Here is a 22,784-nt window from a genome sequence, read left to right on the forward strand (position 1 = left end):
ATGAACAAGTTATTAGAAGTAAAACAGCTATCTGTTTGTTTTGGTTTGCCAGAGCCGGTAGTAAAGCAAGTTAGTTTTGATGTCTATGCTGGTGAGATCTTGGCCTTGGTGGGGGAGAGTGGTTCCGGGAAATCGGTGACTGCGCTGTCGGTATTGTCTTTGCTGGGCGATAAAGCCGAGGTTAAGGGCGAAATTTTACTGCAGCAGAAGTCGGTGCTAAATCAACCAAAGAAACTGTTGCAGGCCTTGCGTGGCGACCAAATCGCGATGATATTTCAAGAGCCTCTTACCTCGCTTAATCCTCTTCATAGTGTTGAAAAACAAATAAGCGAAGTATTGTGTGTACACCGAGGCATGCATAAACATCAAGCGCGCGAGCGGGTGTTAGAGTTGTTAAACTTGGTGGGCATTGTAGAGCCAGAAAAACGCTTGAATAGCTTTCCTCATGAGCTTTCTGGTGGGCAAAGGCAACGGGTGATGATTGCTATGGCCTTAGCCACTGAGCCAAAGCTACTCATTGCCGACGAGCCCACCACAGCCTTGGATGTCACAATTCAATTGCAGATTTTGGAGCTTTTGAAAGAGTTACAACAAAAGCTAGGCATGGCAATTTTGCTTATTACTCACGATTTAAATGTTGTGCGTAACTGTGCCGACCGAGTCGCGGTAATGAAGGCCGGTGAGTTGGTAGAGTTAAACGCTTGCCAGCAACTATTTGCCGCTCCGCAACATGCTTATACAAAGGTATTGTTAGATTCTGAGCCCGTGCGTGAGCAGCTTCCAGAAGCTAAACAAGAGCTGTTACTTGAAGCCAGTAAGCTAAAAGTATGGTTTCCGATTAAGCGTGGCTTTTTGCAGCGAACGGTTGATCATATAAAAGCAGTTAACAGCATCGATTTTCATCTAAAACGTGGTGAAACACTGGGGATTGTAGGTGAAAGTGGCTCAGGTAAGAGTACCTTGGCCCAAGCGGTACTAAGGCTAATTGATAGCGAAGGTGAAATTGCGTTTAAGCGTGAGTTTATCCATGACTATGGGGTAAAACAGATGCGACCGCTGCGCCGTTTTATGCAAATTGTATTTCAAGATCCCTTTTCCAGTTTAAGCCCCCGCATGTCGGTGCTACAGATTATTGGCGAAGGTTTAAGTTTGCACTTTTCGCTTAACGAGCAGCAGCTTAAGCAACGCGTTTCTGAAGCTTTGCAAGATGTTGGCCTAGAGCCCGAAACTATGCATCGTTATCCACACGAATTCTCAGGCGGGCAGCGTCAGCGGATCTCATTAGCGCGAGCATTGGTATTGAAGCCTGAAGTGCTCATTTTAGATGAGCCTACTTCAGCTTTAGACAGTACCGTACAAAAGCAGTTATTGGAGTTACTTAAAAAACTTCAAGTAAAATATAACCTTAGCTACCTGTTCATTAGCCACGATTTAGCGGTTATTCGCGCCTTGTGTCATCGTGTGATGGTGATGCAACACGGGCAGTTGGTTGAGCAGGGCGAAACCGAGCAAATTTTTTCTGATGCAAAGCAAGATTATACTCGCCGATTAATCAATGCTGCGTTAATCTAAATATCAGTAGTTTCTTTTAATAGGGCGCCACTAGTAATGCTCAAGCGGTTTTGGCGAGTACTGGTTTGTTTGGTGTGTGGCAGCTTGGGCATGGCTCATGCTGCAGAGTTAAGCCCCCAACAGCAGTCTTATAAAGATATAAGAAAACTGCAACGTGCCGATAAATGGGCGCAGGCAGAAAAGTCTATCGAAAAGCTTGGCGCTTACCCCTTGGTGGATCATTTGCAATACTACCAGTTGCGTGGCCAACTGCGTAAAGCTTCACGTCAGCAAGTAGAACAGTTTATTTTAGACAATCCTCAATCTTACTTGAGCAATGCTCTGCAGCGCCGCTTTTTGTTGGAGTTAGCGAGGCGTAAACAGTGGCAAAGTTACCTGGAGTTTTATCCAAAGCTACCCAATAGTATTGATTTGCAGTGCCACCATTATTTCGCTCAACTTAAAGTGGGCGATGCTAGTCAAGCTTGGCAAGGCGCCGAGAAACTATGGGTACATGGGCGTTCTCGCCCTAAAGCCTGCGACCCCTTATTCGACAGTTGGCAGAAAGCGGGAAATATTAGCGATCAACTACGTTGGCAAAGAATGCTGTTGAGTTTTCAAGCCAGTAAGCCTGGTTTAATGAAATATGTTGCTAAGTCCTTATCAGATTCTAAAAAAGCTGATGCCAAGTTATTAGCCGACGCCTATGTTAAGCCTATGGCGGTGCTAAGTTCCGGTAAGTTAAAATTAAACCAATCTAGCCGCCATCAAGAAGTCGCTTTATTAGCAATTAAGCGTTTAGCTCGTTCAGACTTAGAGTCAGCCGTTGAACATATTGAGCGTTGGTCGAAAGTACTGGCCAAATCAGATGCCTTATACTTTAATGTTGAACGCTATTTGATCCGCAAAGTGATTAGTGACAAAAGCCCAGAACTATTGAAATGGTCAGATCGGCAGTTACGCCTTAATCCTGATACGGCGACAATTGAACGTCGAATTCGCCTAGCCATAGCAGAGCAGCAATGGGACCAAATAGGCTTGTGGATTGCCCGTCTTCCTGAAGCAAAGCAAAAACAAGAGCGCTGGACCTACTGGCAAGCTCGTTCATTAGTGGCTTTAGGGCAGAAAGAACGCGCGCAACCTACCTTAGAGCTGCTGGCTAAAGAACGAAGCTATCATGGCTTTTTATCTGCACAGTTTTTACAGCAACCTTATCAACTGGGAGAGCAGCGTCATATCACTAGCGACGATACTCTGAAGCAGCTCAACCAACATCCCGTGGTGCTTAAAGTCACAGAACTACTTGCTTTAGGTGAGTATTACTCTGCCCGAACCGAGTGGGATACTTTGTTGCGCCGCTCAAGTTTATTGCGGCAGCTTGATTTAGGTGTATTAGCCCTTAACAATGATTGGCAAGATCTAGCGGTTCAAGCCTCTATTGTTGCAAAGCAGTGGGATCAGTTGGAAATGCGTTTCCCTCTAAGCTTTGCTAAAGAGTTTGAGTACTTTGCTAATAAACGACAGGTAGAAGCAAGCCTGCTTTATGCAGTAGCTCGTCAAGAGAGCGCCATGTACCCATTGGCACAAAGCTCGGTAGGCGCGCGCGGATTAATGCAACTCATGCCAGCCACAGCCAAAGAAACCGCACGAAAAATAGGTTTCCGTTATCGCTCGCGAAGCCAATTGTTCGAACCTGAAGATAATATACGCTTAGGCAGTGCTTACTTTGATGGTTTACTTAATCGCTATCAAGGTAATCGAATACTTGCTGCAGCAGCATACAACGCTGGGCCACACCGGGTAAATCGCTGGTTGAAGGAGCGTGGCGATGTGCCAGCCGACGTATGGGTTGAGTCTATTCCATTTAAAGAAACCCGCCACTACGTACAAAGTGTGCTGGCTTATCAGGTGGTATACCAGTATCGGCGTAAGCAACAACTTACGCCGTTTCTTACGCCAAATGAACTGGGTTACCAATACGGCAAATCTAAGGGCTAAGGCGGTCTATCTTCCAGCCTTTGGCATCACTGGTATAGCGAAAGCGATCGTGTAGACGGTCGGCTTTTCCTTGCCAGAACTCAATAGTATCTGGGATCACTCGATAACCACCCCAAAACTCAGGTAAGGGCACCTCCTTATCGGAAAATTGCTGTTTGTATTGTGCTACTTGTTGCTCTAGCACTTCGCGGTTTGCGATAACTTGGCTTTGATGACTCGCCCAGGCGCCAATTTGACTACCTCGACCACGACTATGAAAGTATTCTTCTGACTCTTTAGGGCTAACGCGTTCCACGCGGCCTTCTATTCGTACTTGGCGCTGTAAGATATTCCAATGAAAAGTGAGGCAAGCAAGTGGGTGGTTTTCTAACTCTTGGCCTTTTCTGCTGCCATAATTAGTATAAAAAACAAAGCCCTGCTCGTTAAAATCTTTGAGTAACACTACTCTGGCTGAAGGGCGGCCATCGGGACCTACCGAAGAAATGGTCATAGATTCAGGCAATACAATGCCCGACTTCTCTGCTTGTTTAAACCAATCGCCAAATAGCTCAAAAGGATCTTCATTTCCTTTTGGTTCAGGTGGGGAAAGCAGCACCCCTTGGCCTAAGGTTAGCGCGCAGCGTATTTTACTTAAGAGTGACATAATTGATTTGCTTAATTAATTGATGCAACAAACAAAATTTGCATAAAAGGGTGAAAATAGCATAACTGACTAAAGATCATAGTTTACACTCTGTAGCACGGTTTCACTATCAAGTTTTGCTTTGGCTTGATATAGTTTTGCCTTGTTCGAGTTTCAGGTTTAATTCTGCTTAGCAGACGAAAAGAGGGTAAGTAATTTGGCCACAATTAAAGACGTTTCTCAGTTGGCGAATGTATCTATTTCGACAGTATCCCGTGTTATTAACAATACTGCCCAGGTTGCCCCGGAGAAACGAGAGGCCGTACTCAGAGCGATGGAAGAACTGCATTATCGCCCTAACAGCTTTGCCCAGGCTTTAGTGAGCAAACGCTCAGATTGCATTGGCTTGATTGTTGGTGATTTAGGTGGTGGTCCATTCTTCGTGCAAATGATGAAAGGCATTGAAGAAGTTGTTGATGAGTCTGATAAATACACTATTGTGATGTCTGGTCACCATAGTGCAGAAAAAGAACGCCATGCCATCGATATTTTATTGCAACGCCAATGTGATGCAGTAATTGTTCACTCAATGGCATTAAGTGATGAAGAGCTACGCGAAGTAGCGGATTGTGATACGCCATTTATTTTCATTAACCGTTTAGTGCCTGGTTTTGAAAACCGTTGTGTGTATTTAGACAACCATGAAGGCTGTTATAAAGCAACTTCATTTTTGTTAGAAAAAGGCCATAAAGATATTGCGTTTATCACCACGGATGATTTGTCATTTGCTGATGGTGTCGAGCGTTTATCTGGCTATCGTCAAGCAATGGAAGAGAGCTCTGGTCCGCTTAACGAGCAATTAATTGCGCGTGCTTATCCCGACGAAGTAGGTGGCAGTCAAGCCGTTGATAAGTTGCTAGAGCGCGGCGTAGAGTTTAGCGCCATAGTGGGTTACAACGACTCTATGGTGGCAGGTGCCTTATCAGCACTGCGTGACAAGGGTTATGATATTCCAGGGCAAATCTCTGTAGTGGGTTACGACGATAACCACTACGCGCGTTTTGTTCACCCTAAACTAACCACGGTTCGTTACCCAATTGAAGACATGGGCAAACGTGCTGCTCAGTTAGCGATTGATATTTTGGAGTCGAAAGATGACGAAATGGGACCAAATGTTATGGATCTAAAATTTCATCCAGAATTGATCGTTCGCGACTCCGCTAGCGATAAATCGTGATCCAATTCAAAAAATAATAATTAAGGCTGCTTGCAGCCTTTTTTATGACTTGTCTTGAAAAGGTTTTCTGGTATCGTTTTCACATCGAGTGCAACTGTTAGCCGCATTTGAAGATTGAGTTTGAGATGACTTAATTGAAACTTTCCCGCTGTATAGGGTTGTTTGAATTACTTAGCCTTTTCTAGGTATCAACAATTCTAAAAACTTGCTGTTACGACCTAATTTATTAGGTCGTTTTTTTTGTCTGCGTTTTGGCGACGCTGATTTTTCAACCCTTCCATAAAAGCCGTTATTGAATGCACCCTCTATTCGAAGATGCAAACAACTAATGCTGAACTCTCCCGTCTTTATAGCCAATTGGCTTACCGCCATATTTTTATTTTTAATAGTGAACAGCCACATAGCTAGATAGGTATACTATGCAAACCTAATGCACAGAAGGAAGCCCAGTGATTAAGCGAATTAGTATTGTAGGTTGTGGTTGGTTAGGGATGCCGTTGGCAAAGTCATTGCTAGAGCAAGGCTATCATGTGCTTGGCTCTAAGCGACACAATGAAGAGCTGGCAGAGCTTAGTGCCGCAGGCATAGAAGCTTACCGCCTAGAACTAAACCCGCAGCTTGATTCAAACAACATTGACGCTTTACTGAATAGCGATTTGCTGATCATCAATATTCCACCTGGGCGTAAAACCAATACTGCTGAATTTCATATTGCGCAAATAAGTAATTTGCTTGCAGCCGCCAAACGCCAAGGGCTGAAGAAGGTGCTGTTTGTTTCGTCTACTTCTGTATATGGCCCGATGCAGGGCGTGGTGGACGAATCTAGCCCACGGCTACCAGAGGCTACTTCCGGTAAGGCTTTAAAGCAGATTGAAGATGAGTTGATCAATGATGCTGATTTTGATGCTTCGATATTGCGTTTTTCAGGTTTAGTTGGAGGGCAACGTAAACCAGGACGTTTTCTCTCGGGTAAAACGGTGAGTGGCCCTAGTAGCCCGATTAATATTATCCATCGCAGTGATTGTATTGAGATCATCAGCCAAATCATTAAGCGCGATTGTTGGGGAGAATCCTTTAATGCCAGCGCAGATCTTCATCCCACTAAGCAAGCTTTCTACCAACTAGCAGCAGAGCAGTTAGGCTTACCGGCTCCCAACTTTGTTGATGGAACAGCAAGTAACAAGGTTATTGCCAATAACAAACTTAAAGCCAGCCTAAATTTTCAATTTACCTATCCTGACCCTATGGCATGGTTACAGGACAATATCGAAGAGGCAGAATAATGAGCGATTTTAGAAGTGATACTGTAACCCAGCCTAGCCAAGCGATGCGCCAGTTAATGAGTACTGCACCGGTAGGTGACGATGTTTATGGGGATGACCCAACAGTAAATCGTCTGCAAAGCTACGCTGCTGAGCGCATGGGCAAGCAGGCTGCGTTATTTTGTAGTTCTGGTACTCAGGCCAATTTACTGGCCATAATGGCCCATTGCCAACGCGGAGATGAGTATATTTGTGGGCAAAATGCTCACAACTATAAATATGAAGGTGGCGGCGCGGCCGTACTTGGCAGTGTTCAGCCTCAGCCTATTGAAAACGAAATCGATGGCAGCCTTAATTTAGATAAAGTAAAAGCCGCTATTAAGTCCGATGATTTCCACTTTGCCAAAAGTCGTTTGTTATCGCTGGAAAACACCATTGGTGGAAAAGTATTGCCAATGGATTATTTAGCTACGCTACGCCCTTTTGTTGAGAAAAATAACTTGGCTTTGCATTTGGATGGCGCACGAATTTTTAATGCAATAGTTAAAAGTGGCGAAGATGAACGAAAACTTGTTGACCCTTTCGACAGTTTTACAATTTGTTTATCCAAAGGACTTGGTGCACCCATTGGCTCTTTATTGCTGGGCAGCAAAGAGCTTATTGCACGTGCTACTCGAATAAGAAAAATGTTGGGTGGCGGGATGCGTCAAGCAGGTATTATTGCAGCTGCTGGCCAATATGTATTGGAAAATAATGTACAGCGTTTAGCCGATGACCATAGCAACGCTCTTTATCTAGCCGAGCAGCTTGCAACTATTGAGGAGCTAAGTTGTGAGCCATGCCTTGTGCAAACTAATATTGTATATGCCACCTGTCTAAAGCAGCAGTCTAGCGCTTTGGCCGCTGCATTAGCTGAACAAGGGATTTTGATGAGCGCTGGCACGCCAATGCGATTTGTTACCCATTTAAATGTGAACAAACAAGATATAGATACTCTGATAGCTGCAATTAAACAGTTTTATGCAGGACAATAAGGGCCCCAATGCTATGAAAATTGAAATGCTGAGTACCGGTGACGAAGTGTTACAAGGTGATATCGCCGATACCAATGCTGCTTGGTGTGGCCAAGAGTTAAATGAGCTGGGTTTAAGCTTTAGTCGTCGCCAAACGGTGGCAGATAATATGGATGATATTGTTGATGCGCTGCAGCAAGCGGCTGAGCGCAGTGATTGGGTATTAGTTAATGGTGGCTTGGGCCCTACCAGCGATGACTTGAGTGCTGAAGCCGCAGCGCGATTAACCGCTTGTGAGCTAGAGCTTAACCAAGATTGGCTAAAGCAGCTTGAAGCTTGGTATGTGGCACAAAACACTAAAATGCCTGAGAGTAATATCAAGCAAGCCATGTTACCCAAGGGCGCAGTGTTAGTGGATAACCCTATAGGCACTGCATGCGGCTTTATAGTGGAACATGCTGGGGCAAAACTTATCTTTACCCCGGGCGTGCCTAGTGAGTTTAAGCGAATGCTCAAAGAGCAGTGGTTTCCACAGCTAATCGCCGCTGCACCCAATGCGCAAGCCAAGGTTAAGCGCTTTTATACCTTTGGTTTGTCTGAGTCATCACTTAGTGATCGCTTTAAAGATTTAGCGCTACCAGAAGGTGTTCATCTGGGGTATCGCTCGGCACGTCCAAGTATTGAAGTTAAGCTGTTTTATCCGCGAGAGGCTCCTCAATATGAGCAACTAAGCCAAGTTGTTCGCAACGAGTTAGCCGACCATGTATTTACCGAAGATCAAGGCAATTGGGCCTTGCACCTGCAACAGTTGATGATAGCGCAGGGCAAAAAGCTGGCCTTAGCTGAATCTTGCACTGGCGGGATGTTAGCTGCAGAACTGATTGCGGTTGCGGGAAGCTCTGCCTACTTGGATCGCGGCTTTGTTACTTACAGTAATCAGGCAAAGCAGCAAAGCATTGGGGTGCCAACAGCAACTATTGAGCAATACGGCGCAGTATCAATTGAAACCAGTCAAGCAATGGCTCTAGGCGCACTTAAACATAGTGAGGCAGATATTGCTTTGTCGGTCACTGGCATCGCAGGGCCAAGTGGCGGTAGTGAGGAAAAGCCGGTAGGTACCGTTTGTTTTACCTTAGCAGAAGGTGATAAGTGTATTAGCCAGCAGCTATTACTCAGTAATCGAAGCCGCTCGGTAGTACGTATTATGTCTACCGCCGTTGCTATGGATATGTTGCGTCGGTACTTAACCGGCTCGCCGGTATTAGGTGATTACCAGCACTTAAAACGCATTCATAGCGCTGATAGAATCCTGTAGCTGAATTAGTTTAACAGCGGCGAGTTTCACGAAATTTATTTGGCACTAGTGTGGTCTGTTATAAAAAGGAGATGCTATGTGGTTGAAATTTAAACGTGATTGGGAAGAGCCCGAGTCGGCTGTTACCCCTGAAGCGCTGTTTAAGCAGCGCCGCAATATTATCAAAGGTTTTGGCGTTGCAGGAGCTGCCAGTTTGCTTCCAGCTACGGGGCAGGCTGCGTCTTGGTTTGGTGGTGACGACGAAGAGCCAGCAGCAATAGTGCGGCGTGCTCTCAATAAAACCGATATTCCCCCATTGCATAACGATGCCTTAACGCCAGAGGCAAAAGCCATTAGCCATAATAATTTTTATGAGTTTGGCACCGCTAAAGATGACCCCGTTAAGAACAGCCGCCAGTTTAATCCTAACCCTTGGTCTTTCACCATCGATGGTTTGGTGGAAAAACCACTGACCTTAGATTTAGATGACGTAATGGCTAAAATGGCTCTAGAGCAACGTATTTACCGTTTACGTTGTGTAGAAGCTTGGTCGATGGTTATTCCTTGGGTTGGCTTTTCTTTGAGTGATTTGCTCAAACAGGTAAAACCTTTGACATCGGCGCGTTATGTTGCTTTTGAAACGCTGTACGATCCAGAACAAATGCCAGGGCAGAAAAGCCGGTTTGTAGGTGGCGGCATTAATTATCCCTATGTAGAAGGCTTGCGTTTAGATGAAGCGATGAACCCTTTAAGCTTTATGGCAGTAGGCATGTATGGCAAAACCTTACCTGCGCAAAACGGTGCGCCATTGCGCTTAGTTCTGCCTTGGAAGTACGGGTTTAAGAGCATTAAGTCGATAGTACGAATTCGCTTTACCGATGTAGAGCCGCCCACCACTTGGAATATCCTTTCACCTCATGAATATGGCTTTTATGCCAATGTTAATCCCAAGGTTGACCACCCTCGATGGAGCCAAGCTTCTGAACGTAGAATTGACGACGCGGGTTTATTGGGACGCAAGCGTATCGATACCAAAATGTTCAATGGTTATGGTGAGCAGGTTGCTCACTTATACAAAAACATGGATTTAACCCGCTACTTCTAATGGTGCTTAGGTGAGTAAAGTTATAAACAAAACGCTTGCCAGCTATCGTTGGCAACTAAAAGGCCTGTTGCATCTGCTGTTATTATGCCCGTTGTTTTATTGTGTTTTAGCGGTCGTTAATGGCTGGTGGGGAGGAGACCCCGTTCAGGCTATTATTCATTACCTAGCGAACAGTGCATTAAACATTTTGCTCATTACGCTGTGTTTAGCGCCTGTGTCACGCAAGTTTAAATTACCTAGCTTATTAGCTTATCGGCGCTTAATTGGCCTTTATGTGTTCGTTTATGCACTGTTGCATTTAGCGGCTTACTTGGTGATTGATTTAGGTTTAGATTGGCAGCTATTTTGGCAGGAGAATATCCAACGACCTTACATTTGGTTGGGCATGGTTGCCTTTGTGGTATTGCTAGCAATGAGCATTACTTCGCTAAAAGCCTTGCAACAAAAACTAGGGCGTCGTTGGTTGCAATTGCATGGCTTAGTTTATCCTGTGACCTTGCTTGTTCTGGTTCACTTTTGGTGGTCATTAAAGTCTGGGTGGTTAGAACCGGTGCTTTACTTAGTAGTGGTTGCTGGCTTGTTTTCACTGCGAAAGCTGCAAATTCAGCGTTGGTTGAGTAGTTTTAATAATACCAGTCACTCTAAGTAAGTGATCAGCAATAACGCAGTTATCGAGTATTTTGACCAGATAGAATGAACAGTTACTTAGTACGATTGTTATAAATAGCTACTTTGGGGTAGGGGCCTTCCACAGTGCGTAGTTGTTTTTGCCATTATGTTTAACTTGGTACATGGCTTGGTCTGCGCGATGAAGAATTTGGTTAAATTCTTCGTTGTGACGGTGAAAACTGCACATACCAATGCTTAGGCTCACCGAAACTTCAATATGATTAAAACTATGAGTTTGGTTGAAACTATCGAGTAATGTTTTAGCCTGTTGCTCTAGCTGCTCGGTATCACTAAAGGGCAGCAATATGGCAAACTCATCACCGCCAATGCGCCCTGCCTTTGCCTTTTCAGGACAGCTATCTTGGATACGTTTAGCACAAGCTTTTAGTATGTGATCGCCCGCAGTATGGCCATACTGGTCGTTAATTGGTTTGAATTGATCTAAATCGACAAACATTAAGGTGCCGCCGTTGGCATCTATGGTTTGGCAAAATCGGTTGAACTCCGTTTCAAATGCATGGCGGTTTAGTAAACCCGTTAAGGTGTCATGGTGAGCCAACTTAGATAAGCGGTGTTGGTCTACACGCAGTTGAGTGACATCGATATGCGTGCCAATCACTCGAAGTGGGTTATTGTCGTGATCATACTCTTGAATGGTGCCACGGTCTTTAATCCAGCGAGTACTGCCATCTTGATGCACCATACGGTATTCAATATTGTATTCATTGCTATGCCCACGAATCATCGATTCAAAAGCATCAATAGCTAGTTCTTTGTCTTCGGGGTGAAGGTTAGATTTCCAATTATCGTAGAGTGCTTCTTGCTCAGAAGCTGAAATGCCACAAATTTTTCCGTATTCACAATTGTAAAGACTAAGCCTACCACTAGGAATATCCTGCTCCCAAAGCACAAGTCCGCTGTCGTTTAGGGCAATATTAAGAAGGTTTTTAGTGTCATCGAGTTGGGATTGTAGATGCCGATTTTGCTCGCGCAGTTCGGCGATAATCTTGTCGCTTTCATCCATTAATGCGGCTTCACAATGTGTTTACAATTGTAAGCAGTTTATCAAATTTTACTCTCGCTTTCCTATAATTATTTGACTCTCTGGTCAAATCTAATGGGCGATACAGTTTTTTATTCCGTATCGCCAAGTTTACAAGTTGTTATTTAAGGGCTTAATTCTTACCAAGAACCAGTGCTTGGCATAGATGCCCAAGGCTCTTGTGGAGGCAGAGATTCACCTTGTTGTAAGAGTTCTACAGAGATCCCATCTGGAGAAACGATAAATGCCATGTGGCCGTCTCTTGGTGGGCGGTTAATGGTTACACCGGCATTTTGCAGTTTCTGGCACAAGCCGTAAATGTCTTCTACCGACACCGCAATGTGACCAAAGTTACGACCGCCGGTGTAGTTTTCCTGTTGGCCATCTTCATCTGGCCAGTTGTAAGTTAACTCTAAGCAAGGTGCGTTTTCGGCTTTTACTCGCTCAATGTCTTCATCGGCAGCCAAATAGATGAGAGAAAATCGCCCTTGTTCGCTTTCGTAACGACGCACTTCGCTCATGCCAAGTAAGTCGCAGTAAAATCGCATGGACTCGTCGAGATCTTTAACTCGAACCATGGTGTGAAGAAACTTCATATTATCTTCCTGTTAGTTTAATAATGATTAGATTTTTGCTAATCCTGAGTAATGCAGACATCCCCTTTGGGAATACAGCTACAACTCAAGATATAGCCTTGTTGTTTTTCGTCGTCGGTTAATCCGCTGTCTTCTAATACTTCAACTTCACCACTTTGCAGCTTAACCTTGCAGCTACCACAAAAACCGCCACGACAAGAGTAAGGTAAGTTTAGGCCTGCTTGTTCTGCTTGCTCTAATAAGTTTTGCTGATTGTTGCCTTGAAGGTAGGTATCCCAACTGTCGAATAAAATATTCAGCGCTTTAGTCTCTGAACTCGTGGTAGGGTGATGACCAAAGCTCTCTTCGTAATAATCGTCTTCATGTAAACCTAAGGCTAACAGTTGTTCTTTAGCGCTTTGCATAAAGGTTTGCGGGCCACATACATAAACAGCACGTTGTTCTAAATCAGCTACATCCATCAACATGCCACGGTTTAGGCGACCTTGATAGCCTTGCCAGTTTTCAGGGGCTTGTTGGGTGAGTGTGTAGCGGATACTACAGTGACTAAAGCTTTGGCTAAGTAGCGCTAGCTCTTGCTCGGCAATGAGGTCATTTTCACTATGAGCACTATGCAAAAACACGATGTCGAGGTCGATATTCAAATCACTTAAATAGCGTAGCATCGACAACATAGGAGTAATACCGCTACCGGCGGAGAGTAAAAGTAATTTGGCATTGCTGCTTTGCTTAACATGAAAATCGCCATCGGGGGCATGGGCTTTTAAGCTCATGCCTGGCTTGAGGGTATCATGAAGCCAGTTAGACACTTGGCCATCAAGCACCCGTTTAACGGTAATGGCTATGCGTTGTGAGCGAGTCGGGGAGCTAGAAAGCGTGTAGTTGCGGCGCAGTGGCTTTCCGTCAACTTCAAACTCGAAGCCTATATATTGGCCAGGCAAATATTCGCTCAAGGTTTGCTCGGGGGCCTCAAAGATAAAGGTTTTTACATCGTGAGTTTCTTGTTTTACAGCTAAACAACGTAATTCAAGTGCCTCTCCTTGTTGCCACTGCTGTTTGTCTGGGGAAGTTTGGCTTCGTTTATTTACGTTTTCCGGGTAACGCTCTGGTGTGCGAGTTTCAAGCACTTCTACTGGGTCGTATAAGCTAATATTTCCGCTGTTAAGCGCGACGACATTCTGCCCAAAATAAAGATTGCCGTCTTCACCTTGGCGATACTTAGCTAGAGTACTAAGTGGTTCTTTGTTGGCATCAAACTCACCTGTGCGCTGGTCAAGAGTGGTAAATACACAACGTGAGCAAGGGTTTTGCACTTCAAATTCTACTTCACCAATCTTAAAGCGCTTCCAGCCGTCTTCGGCAAAGGCTTCAGTATTTTTAACCACTAAGTTAGGGCGAAATTGTTCCATGCTGTGCTTGGTGGTAGAGCGCAGGTTCAAGTCTTCGAGTGATGCTTCTGAGATCAGTAACAGTGGGTAACCATCGGCAAAGGCGACTTGGCTTTCACGCTGTTTTACCAAACGAGATGAATGTTCACCAAAAAATACTAAGTGGCATTTTTCCCCCAAATAGCGACTAAACCATTGGTCGTAAGATTCACTGCAATGCTGGGCTTGCACTGTATCTTTCCAAATCATTATCTCTTGGTAGTGACTAGAGAACTCCGCATATTGAATCGCTAGGTTTGGCATGTTCTCGGCTCTTAGCTGCAAACCGGTTTGGGTAAGCGCAGCATGAACTTGAGCCAGCTTTGGGTGAGTTCGTGCGGTAATTTGTTTGCCATCCGGTTGGCAAACCACAAAGCGCCGGTCAAAGGCTAAGCCATGCTCTTCAACAAAGGCATGATTTAGATGAATACCTGCGGTTGATTTAATCGGATAAACACTTAATTGACTAACACGAGCATCATTCACTGCTTGAGCTTCCTTTTGCCTATTTAATCTAGCAATAGTACTCAAGCAAAGGCTTTGTAGCTAGGGTGTTCAGCAAAAAACGGGCTACGTTTTCGCCACCTCACCTTAACCACCGGGTCACGAGTTAAAGTGTAATTATATTATAAATGAATTTGTCAGTTTTATTTACAATCAACCCAAAAACTTAGCTGTTATTAAAAACTATTTATATATTTATCATTGCCTTATCTTTATGTTTTCAGCTGGCGTGCTTTTTGCTCACTAAATAGACTTTTAAGTTCACTCGTTATTTAAGGAAGGGAAGCTGTCATGAACAAAAAAGTTTTGCAGGCCTCGCTGGTTTCGTTAGCGATTGGAACGCTCTATGCGCCTATGGCCTCTGCTATCGTTATTACCGAAAGTTTTGATGCAATGGAGCTAGCTGAATCTTTGTTAGTTCCTGATTCAAGTATTGTTATCAATTCGGCGACTTTGTCTCAATCTGGTCTTGGGCAAGCTGGTACTTTCACCAATGAGTCTGGCGTATATGGTATTCCCTCGGAAGGCGGAGTGGTTCTTAGCTCTGGTTTAGTTAAATCGTATGAGGATGGGCCAAATACTGACAGTGGGTTTACCGGTAGTTTTGACACTGCAGCAACTGCTGAGCAAAACGCAATGTTAACCCCTTTAACGGGTATTCAAGGCCATTTTGATCCGGTGCAGTTAGATATTAGCTTCACGGTAAATTCCGTCGACCCTACCACATTGACTTTTTTCGGGGTATTTGGCTCTGAAGAGTGGCCGGAGTATGTTGGTGGTACTGTCACCGATGGCTTTGGCTTATTTTTGAATGGTGAGAATATCGCAGGAGCCTTACCCACCGGTTCTAGCGCAGGTGACCCTTTGTTACCTATCAATATTGACCATCCAGATATGAGTGACATTCGTGGTACTGAGCTTGATGGTGTACTAGCACCAAACGGCAATCCGCAGTTGCGTTTTGATGCGCCAGTACAGCCAGGGGTAAACACCTTTACTTTCATTTTGGCTGATGCCGGCGATAGTGTGTTAGATACTACTATCTTCTTAAGTAGCTTTGGTGAATTAGGCGAATCTGAATTTGTGCCGATTTTGCCGGATCCGAGTAACCCTACTGATGAAAATGGTGCCTTTGTATTTGACCTACCCGAGGTACAAAGTGGTGAAACGATTTGGATCGACCCTGATGTAGCGGCTGGTTATGTCTACTCTACTGATGGTATGTTTGCTTCAGTTACCGCACCTTCATTAGCTTCGGTGAATGACCCAGATGGTTACGTGATTGAGTTTTTGTTTGAAGGAGTATTGCAGCAAATTGCATTAGCAGCAGGAGAAACGTTTGAGTTTGGTATCAACTTTGATCCTGTAAGTACCTTCACCTTAAGCGGCATTAACTTGGACCTTGGCTTGGATCCTACCAGTCCGCTGGCATTTGTTACCGGTTTGTCTTTTGTCGAAACGGGCAGCTTCCAAGTGTCGCAGCTACCCGTTACGGTATTTGTGCCAGATAACAACAGTGTGCCAGAGTCTCCAACGTTATTTATGTTTGGTCTAGTTATGGCATTTTGGGCTGGACGAAAAAAACTCAGTGCTTATTATAAATAGTATTGTTTTTAAAAGCCTAAGTGAAAACTTAGGCTTTAATCTTTTTGGGGTGTCATGAAACATATACTGATAGTTGTTTGGTCGATTGCGGTGTTTTTTAGCAGCAGTGCATTGGCTGCTGACGATTCTGGTAAATTTGCTGCAAAAGGCGCCGCAAGAAAAAGCTGTAGTGACTTTACTCAAAGCGCTCAACAGAAAAATTCTGATTACTTACTTTATGGTGGTTGGTTAGAAGGTTACGTGACTTCTTACAATCAATTTCAGCCCTCAAACTATGATGTTGTGCCTTGGCAAACTACCGAGTTGTTGTTGGCATTACTGCAGCGTCATTGTAAAGCTAACCCCGATATTAAGTACTTAGATGCAGTAAATAGCTTAATTAAAACGGTGTTTCCAATTCGCTTAGAAAAAGAGAGCCCGTTAGTGCAGGTCTCTGTGGCCGATGCAAACTCTTATTATTATGTAGAGATTTTGCAGCGAGCTAAGCAGCGTTTAAAGTTTTTAGGGTATTACAATACTGCGGTTGATGGCTCAGTATTTACCCCATTGGATGTGGAAGTATTTGTTAAGTATCAAAAAGACATCGGCATTCCGCAAACGGGTATTCCCGATCAGTTTACCTTGTCTAATTTATTCCTTAAAAAGACTCAATAACACAACTCAATTGTTTACCAAACAGAGCCACTTTGCTTTAAAGCAAAGTGGCTCTGTTACTTTGAATTTTTAGTAAAATATCGCATACTGTGTTTATATACAGTTTTGAGGCGATAGCTGTGGCAGATTTACAGCCAATACAACGTAAAATAATCCATGTAGATATGGACTGTTTTTATGCGGCTGTTGAAATGCGAGACCAACCAGAGCTAGCCGATGTTCCTTTGGCTGTAGGTGGCATGCGCAGCGGTCGCGGGGTGTTGACTACTTGTAACTACCTTGCGCGTGAATACGGTGTTCGCTCAGCTATGCCAACCCATAAAGCCTTGCAGCTTTGCCCACATTTGGTATTGGTGCCTCCACGCATGCAGGTTTACCAAGAAGTGAGTAAACAAGTACAAGGCATTTTTCATGAATACGCCGATGCTATAGAGCCGCTGTCTTTGGATGAAGCGTACCTAGATGTAAGTAATAGTGAGGCCTGCAGAGGCTCGGCCACACTTATCGCTGAACAAATCCGCCAAGATATCTTTGCTAAAACAGGTCTAACAGCATCTGCCGGTGTAGCGCCTGTGAAGTTTTTAGCCAAAATCGCCTCGGATTTAAATAAACCCAATGGTGTATATGTTATTAAACCGCAGCAAGTCAGTGAGTTTATCGAGACCCTAGCGCTCGAAAAAATCTCAGGTGTTGGCAAGGTGAGCATTGAGAAACTGCATCATCAAGGTTTGTATACCGGCGGTGATGTACGCCGTGCAGATAAAGACAAGTTAAAGCAGCTATTTGGTAAGTTTGGCGAGATGTTGTGGCTGCGTTGTCAGGGGGTAGACGAGCGCGCTGTAAGTAACGACCGTAAGCGAAAATCGGTGGCAGTAGAGCGCACCTTTGCTAAAGACGAAGGTAACCAAGCTATTTTGGTAGAGCGCTTGTTAGCCTTGCTGCCTGAGCTTAAGCGGCGCAGTGAAAAGCACTTAAAGCAAGCCAAGATGAATAAGCTTGGGGTGAAAGTAAAATTTGCAGATTTTCAACAAACTACCAAAGAACAACAGTGTCAGCATATTGATGAGTCGGCATTATTGGAGTTGTTTGAAGAGGCGCTTGCTAGAGGGAAGGGAAAGGCGGTGCGGCTAATTGGTTTGCATATTGGTTTGGCTTATGAGCAGCAAAACCAGTCACCACAACTGGTTTTGCCGTTTGAATCGTTAACTACTTAACCTGAACTCGGGATAAGGAAGTGACGATAGCTTTGCAACCAAGTACTTAATCTAGTGTCATGTTTCTGACTAGATAGTCTTGCTTAGTTCAAGGCGAAGCTGCGCGTCAATAGATAGCCTATTGCAAGCAGCTTCAACACCGAAATAAGTAAAAATAGCCACTAGAAACCAGTTTATTATCCCGAGCTTAGGTTATTTAGTAAGGTCTCGGTCATAACTAAGTCGTTTAGCTGCATCTAAAGTTAACATTTGCATAAACGCTCGCGTTTCAGCGTCGCTGCCTGAGGGTGTTCCTGATTGACTACCTGCGCCAAAAACGTTTGTAGGTACGTTACGTTTTGCAAAGGCTTCTGCCCAAAGCGCTTGAATCTTTACTTCCGCTTCTAGTTTCTGAGCTAAGGCGTTATCCGCTTCAAGAATTACCCGCTTTTGATAGGCTTCTGCTTCTGCCAAGGTTCGTTTGGTTTCAGCTTCGATACGGGCTTTTTCTAGGTCGATTTCAGCCGTTTCTTTAGAGATCTCTGCCTGAGCCTTTAACTTCTCTGCATTGGTGATAGCAAGCTGTTTGTCGGTTTGCGCTTCGGTGGTTTTTTGAATCTGCTCAACCTTTGCTTGAGCTTGACGCTCTGCGACTTCACGTTCACCACGAGCAATGGCGAGTAGTCGTTGCTCTTCCTCTTGAACTCGCTGCTCGCGAGCAATGGCTCGGTCTGCTGAGGCTTTTTGTTTGAGCTGCATACGCTCAATAAACTTGGCATTCGGGCGCATATCGGTCACTAATGCTGATACTACCGTTACGCCAAAATCTGTGAAGCGCTGGGACTTACGCATCGGTAAGCCGTTTGTATCTAGTACTTTGTTCACCACAAATACTGTTTTGCTATCGTCACCATATTCTTCTTGGTCGGTGCCCAGAGCGGCGTTGGCAGTGCCTGTAGACTGTTTTGAGTGTATGGTGATTTCTTCACGTTTAACTAAGAAAATACCGCTACTCATTTGGTTTTCAAACTCTGAGTTGAATTCAGTTCTTCCGCCTGCATAGTATTCTTCGGCTGCCATTAATGAAGCATTTGCTTGCAAGGTTTCTTTAAAGGCTGGTATCAGTGCGGTACGTAATAAGTTTTCCGGCGATCTAAATTCATGGGCCAGTTTTAAGAAAGATTCATGGTCGGCAGGAATCGAAAAACGCACGGTGGCTTCGGCATGAGCGTCTACTTGGTCTAAGAACATAATGCTCATTGGCGGAAGGCTAGCTGAGGAGTTGTCAGAGTCTTTTTCCGCGCGGATAGAGTTTGTAGCAGCACCCGATAAAGACTGCACGGTCATTGCTCTCTTCCATGAGTTGTAACGGCCAAAAGGATAAAACTTATAACCAACTTCAGTGACTACCGCTTCATTACCGGTAACAGTTCTAACGTGGTATATGTAACCCGGTTCTGCATAGAAAAATGAGTTACTTAAGGTGTAGCCTAATCCCGCGAGGGCTAGCAAAATGAAAACAAACTTAAAGTTAAATTGAAATCCACCTTTTTTTAGCTTGTTTAGGCTATCTAGGGCTTTTTCTGCACTGGCATTGGTTTCAGCCATTGTTAGTTCCTTCTAAATCAATGTTTACACTAAAAATTAAAGGCTGCGATATTAGCACAGCTCGCCGTCTTGTTGAGGGCAATATTAATAATTTAATAAACAGAGTTTTGGAACTATAACTCGCTGGAGGAGAGCTTTGATATATAAGGCAAACTGGCAGAGAAACCAGTTTGCCTTCTTAAACAGAATTTACTATTTAGTTGGGATGTTTTTCAGCACACTGAGTAGTAGTTGCCAGTATTTTTCTACAGCGGCAATTTCTACTTTCTCATCAGGGCTATGTGGGAACTTAATGGTAGGGCCAAAAGAAGCCATGTCCCATTCTGGGTAAGCACTTTTAAATAAACCACACTCTAAGCCCGCATGAATAACCATCACATTTGGGCACTTGCCAAATAGCTCTTGGTAGCTTTGCTGAACGACGTTTTTCATTACCGAGTTAGCTTCTGGTTTCCAGCCTGGGTAGGCGCCAGTGTGGCTAATCTCAGCGTTGGTTAAGCTGAACAATGACGCCAAGCTTGCTTCAACTTGTAAACGGCTTGAATCGATGAGCGAACGCACTAATATTTTTGCATCAATGGTTGATTCTGTTTGGCTAATTACGCCAAGGTTAAGTGAGGTTTCTACTACACCGGTAACCGTTTGACTCATGCTTACCACGCCGTTGGTGCAGGCATTTAAGCTGGCGATAATTTGTTGAGATAAGCTAGTGTTCAAGCTTGTCTCTGGAGTAGCAACCTGCTGGCTGGTAATGCTTAAAGTTGTTTCAACTAGGCCAAACTCGTCAACTATCTCGAGGGTTTGTGCTTCGATAACTTGCTCAAGCTCAGCGTGTTTTGCTGCGTTAAATACCAATTTACAGCTGGCTTCGCGAGGAATTGCGTTGCGTAGGCTTCCGCCTTGTATTTCGCAAATGATTGGCTCAATGCCTTGCTGTTGCATGGCTGCCAGTAAACGCACTAATAATTTGTTTGCATTGGCGCGGCCAGTATCAATGTCGCAACCCGAGTGACCGCCTTTTAGGCCTTTAACGCTTAATTCAATGGCTAATTGATTGCTTTGAGTTGCTTGGTACTCAAGAGGGAAGCTCACGTTGGTATCGCCGCCACCGGCACAGCCCATGTAAACTTCACCTTCTTGTTCTGAGTCGGTGTTGATTAGCAGTTTACCTTCAAGCACACCAGCTTGCAGACCAAAGGCGCCAGTCATGCCTGCTTCTTCATCAATGGTAAATAAGGCTTCAATAGGGCCGTGAGGGATGTCGTTACTGGTTAAAATGGCCAATATAGATGAGCCACCTATGCCGTTATCTGCGCCCAGCGTTGTGCCTTCAGCGGTAACCCATTCGCCATCGATATAAGGGCGAATAGGATCTTTGGTAAAGTCGTGTTGGGTATCATTATTGGCTTGCGGCACCATGTCTAGGTGAGCTTGTAGTATTACGCCTTGGCGATCTTCCATGCCTGCGGTGGCAGGTTTTTTAATAATTACGTTGCCTACTTCATCTTGAAAATGTTCAAGTTGGTGTTCGGCAGCTAAACCCATTACCCAGTCAATCATTGCTTGTTCGTGCTTAGAGGGGTGGGGGATAGAACACATTGTTTCGAAGTGTTGCCATAAACCCTGGGGATGTAGTGAAGATAGTGTAGACACAAAGCCACCTTTTAAACTGTATTACTAGAATTAATAGAACTCTAGCAGCTCAAAACTGTGAATATAAGTCTGTTAATGTGCTTTTTGGTGGAATAATTGTTTGGGCGCAATAAATCATCTCTTTAACTAATGGTTTTGTTACTAGTGGCTAGCATGATAATCACTATCAAGAAAGCATCAAAATTCCCATATAAACTAAATAATTACCGCATTTCGAAGCATATTAACGTTATGAGTTGGTGATTTTAGCTTTTTTTGCTGATCTAGCGCAGGTTGGTTGCATCATCAGGTAGCTTCTTAGATTTGGGATGAATATAATGCCTCGCGATTTCTGCTAGCAGCATAATGGAATGCCTGTTAGTGGCCCAAAATAACCAACTGTCTGTCCAAGGAACATACGCCGTTATGTTAGAGAAACTATTTAAGCTAAAAGAGCACGGAACCAATGTGCGCACAGAGGTCATTGCAGGTTTAACCACCTTCTTAACCATGGCCTACATTATCTTTGTTAACCCTAGCATGCTTGCTGCTACCGAGATGGATCAAGGTGCAGTTTTTGTTGCAACCTGTTTGGCTGCGGCCATTGGCTGTTTCATTATGGGCTTGTACGCTAACTACCCAATTGCTCAAGCGCCAGGCATGGGTTTAAATGCCTTTTTCACCTATGGCGTTGTACTAGGCATGGGCCACACATGGCAGGTTGCTTTAGGTGCGGTGTTCTTATCGGGTGTTATCTTCATTTTGCTAAGCCTATTTAAAGTGCGTGAGTGGATTATTAACTCGATTCCGCAAACTTTACGTGTAGGTATTGCTGCAGGTATTGGTTTATTCCTTGGTTTTATTGCGCTTAAAAACGCTGGTATTGTGGTTGATAACCCAGCTACCTTAGTAAGTTTAGGCAGCGAAAACCCGCACCAGATGATTCTGGCTGCTTTAGGTTTCTTTTTAATCATTGGTCTTGAATACCGTAAGGTAAAAGGCGGTGTATTAATTTCTATTTTGGCGATTACGGTACTGTCTATTGTATTGGGTTACACTCAATATGGCGGTATTGTTTCTATGCCACCAAACCCAGCGCCTACCTTCTTGCAGTTAGATATTATGGGGGCCTTAGATGTCACCATGATTAGCGTTATTTTTGCCTTCTTGTTTGTAGATTTGTTCGATACTGCAGGTACCTTAACTGCAGTTGCTCAGCGCGGAAACTTGCTTGATGAGAAAGGCCGTTTACCTAATCTTAAAAAAGCATTGATGGCAGACTCTAGTGCCACTATCGCCGGTTCGCTATTAGGTACTTCTAGCACGACTTCTTACATCGAAAGTGGTGCTGGTGTAGAAGCCGGTGGCCGTACTGGCTTAACTGCTGTGGTTGTGGGCGTTTTGTTTATTCTTGCTCTATTGTTCTCGCCGCTGGCGGGCATGATCCCAGCTTATGCTACAGCTGGCGCACTGTTCTATGTATGTACTTTAATGCTGTCGGGCTTAATTAACGTAGATTGGACCGACCTTACTGAAGCAGCTCCTGCAGCGATTGTGGCTATCTTAATGCCATTGTCGTTCTCTATCGCAGACGGTATTGCATTAGGTTTTATCTCTTACGCGGTTATTAAGTTACTAGCTGGCCGTTACAAAGAAGTACCACTAAGTGTTTGGGTACTGGCTGCTGTATTTGTACTTAAGTTTGCGTTCTTTTAAAGCTTAGTCATTTAGAATGCATCCTAAGCCGTCACATAGTGGCGGCTTTTTTTTGT

General features: G+C 44.3%; 18 protein-coding genes. 12 read left to right on the plus strand and 6 right to left on the minus strand.

Annotated elements, in window-relative coordinates:
- Positions 1 to 1,572 (plus strand): ABC transporter ATP-binding protein, encoded by a 1,572-nt coding sequence (locus OAG1_RS06755; RefSeq protein WP_338625110.1) that lies wholly within the window; start codon positions 1 to 3, stop codon positions 1,570 to 1,572.
- Between the two features lie 36 nt (positions 1,573 to 1,608).
- Positions 1,609 to 3,549 (plus strand): transglycosylase SLT domain-containing protein, encoded by a 1,941-nt coding sequence (locus OAG1_RS06760; RefSeq protein WP_338625112.1) that lies wholly within the window; start codon positions 1,609 to 1,611, stop codon positions 3,547 to 3,549.
- Here the strand turns inward: OAG1_RS06760 and pdxH are convergent.
- Positions 3,539 to 4,192 (minus strand): pyridoxamine 5'-phosphate oxidase, encoded by a 654-nt coding sequence (gene pdxH / locus OAG1_RS06765; RefSeq protein WP_338625114.1) that lies wholly within the window; start codon positions 4,190 to 4,192, stop codon positions 3,539 to 3,541. The two genes, OAG1_RS06760 and pdxH, sit on opposite strands and share 11 nt — an antisense overlap.
- Before the next feature lie 196 nt (positions 4,193 to 4,388).
- On the opposite strand from pdxH, the gene OAG1_RS06770 reads away from it, so the two are divergent.
- From OAG1_RS06770 to OAG1_RS06795, 6 genes are all read left to right on the plus strand, one after another.
- Positions 4,389 to 5,408 carry a LacI family DNA-binding transcriptional regulator gene (locus tag OAG1_RS06770; protein WP_040307276.1) on the plus strand — a complete coding sequence of 340 codons (1,020 nt, stop codon included), beginning with the start codon at positions 4,389 to 4,391 and terminating at the stop codon, positions 5,406 to 5,408.
- A gap of 449 nt (positions 5,409 to 5,857) precedes the next feature.
- Entirely contained in the window at positions 5,858 to 6,691 is an 834-nt protein-coding gene (locus OAG1_RS06775) for an SDR family oxidoreductase (RefSeq protein WP_338625118.1), read from the plus strand.
- A complete protein-coding gene (ltaE, locus tag OAG1_RS06780) occupies positions 6,691 to 7,704 on the plus strand; it encodes a low-specificity L-threonine aldolase (protein WP_338625120.1) in 1,014 nt (337 codons plus the stop codon). Before OAG1_RS06775 ends, ltaE begins: the two co-directional genes overlap by 1 nt.
- 13 nt (positions 7,705 to 7,717) lie before the next feature.
- Positions 7,718 to 8,998, plus strand: a complete 1,281-nt coding sequence (locus tag OAG1_RS06785; protein WP_338625122.1) for a CinA family nicotinamide mononucleotide deamidase-related protein — start codon at positions 7,718 to 7,720, stop codon at positions 8,996 to 8,998.
- A gap of 76 nt (positions 8,999 to 9,074) precedes the next feature.
- Positions 9,075 to 10,082 carry a protein-methionine-sulfoxide reductase catalytic subunit MsrP gene (gene msrP, locus OAG1_RS06790; protein WP_338625124.1) on the plus strand — a complete coding sequence of 336 codons (1,008 nt, stop codon included), beginning with the start codon at positions 9,075 to 9,077 and terminating at the stop codon, positions 10,080 to 10,082.
- A gap of 10 nt (positions 10,083 to 10,092) precedes the next feature.
- A complete protein-coding gene (locus tag OAG1_RS06795) occupies positions 10,093 to 10,731 on the plus strand; it encodes a protein-methionine-sulfoxide reductase heme-binding subunit MsrQ (RefSeq protein WP_338625126.1) in 639 nt (212 codons plus the stop codon).
- Between the two features lie 78 nt (positions 10,732 to 10,809).
- Here OAG1_RS06795 and OAG1_RS06800 read toward each other — a convergent pair whose 3' ends face one another.
- The 3 genes from OAG1_RS06800 to OAG1_RS06810 all read right to left on the minus strand — a co-directional run bounded on the left by OAG1_RS06800 (position 10,810) and on the right by OAG1_RS06810 (position 14,302).
- Positions 10,810 to 11,775 carry a sensor domain-containing diguanylate cyclase gene (locus tag OAG1_RS06800; RefSeq protein WP_338625128.1) on the minus strand — a complete coding sequence of 322 codons (966 nt, stop codon included), beginning with the start codon at positions 11,773 to 11,775 and terminating at the stop codon, positions 10,810 to 10,812.
- Positions 11,776 to 11,933: 158 nt separating this feature from the next.
- A complete protein-coding gene (gene gloA, locus OAG1_RS06805; RefSeq protein ID WP_152781579.1) occupies positions 11,934 to 12,389 on the minus strand; it encodes a lactoylglutathione lyase in 456 nt (151 codons plus the stop codon).
- A gap of 38 nt (positions 12,390 to 12,427) precedes the next feature.
- A complete protein-coding gene (locus tag OAG1_RS06810) occupies positions 12,428 to 14,302 on the minus strand; it encodes a hybrid-cluster NAD(P)-dependent oxidoreductase (RefSeq protein WP_338625132.1) in 1,875 nt (624 codons plus the stop codon).
- Between the two features lie 309 nt (positions 14,303 to 14,611).
- On the opposite strand from OAG1_RS06810, the gene OAG1_RS06815 reads away from it, so the two are divergent.
- From OAG1_RS06815 to dinB, 3 genes are all read left to right on the plus strand, one after another.
- The gene (locus OAG1_RS06815; protein ID WP_152781576.1) at positions 14,612 to 15,925 is read left to right on the plus strand and encodes a choice-of-anchor L domain-containing protein; all 1,314 of its coding nucleotides are present in this window, start codon (positions 14,612 to 14,614) and stop codon (positions 15,923 to 15,925) included.
- Between the two features lie 54 nt (positions 15,926 to 15,979).
- The gene (locus tag OAG1_RS06820) at positions 15,980 to 16,579 is read left to right on the plus strand and encodes a peptidoglycan-binding domain-containing protein (RefSeq protein WP_016402235.1); all 600 of its coding nucleotides are present in this window, start codon (positions 15,980 to 15,982) and stop codon (positions 16,577 to 16,579) included.
- A 119-nt stretch (positions 16,580 to 16,698) separates the two neighbouring features.
- Entirely contained in the window at positions 16,699 to 17,793 is a 1,095-nt protein-coding gene (gene dinB / locus OAG1_RS06825; protein WP_338625136.1) for a DNA polymerase IV, read from the plus strand.
- 192 nt (positions 17,794 to 17,985) lie between these two features.
- Here the strand turns inward: dinB and OAG1_RS06830 are convergent, their stop codons facing one another.
- Together OAG1_RS06830 and OAG1_RS06835 are read right to left on the minus strand one after the other, a co-directional pair.
- Entirely contained in the window at positions 17,986 to 19,380 is a 1,395-nt protein-coding gene (locus OAG1_RS06830; protein WP_152781572.1) for an SPFH domain-containing protein, read from the minus strand.
- Positions 19,381 to 19,572: 192 nt separating this feature from the next.
- Complete coding sequence (locus OAG1_RS06835) at positions 19,573 to 21,033, minus strand: aminoacyl-histidine dipeptidase (RefSeq protein ID WP_338625139.1); 1,461 nt, start codon at positions 21,031 to 21,033, stop codon at positions 19,573 to 19,575.
- 405 nt (positions 21,034 to 21,438) lie between these two features.
- Between OAG1_RS06835 and OAG1_RS06840 the strand changes: the two genes are divergently transcribed.
- Complete coding sequence (locus OAG1_RS06840) at positions 21,439 to 22,728, plus strand: NCS2 family permease (protein ID WP_338625141.1); 1,290 nt, start codon at positions 21,439 to 21,441, stop codon at positions 22,726 to 22,728.
- The last annotated feature ends 56 nt before the right edge of the window (positions 22,729 to 22,784 follow it).

Source organism: Agarivorans sp. OAG1 (assembly GCF_037076485.1).
Classification (GTDB): Bacteria; Pseudomonadota; Gammaproteobacteria; order Enterobacterales; family Celerinatantimonadaceae; genus Agarivorans; species Agarivorans albus.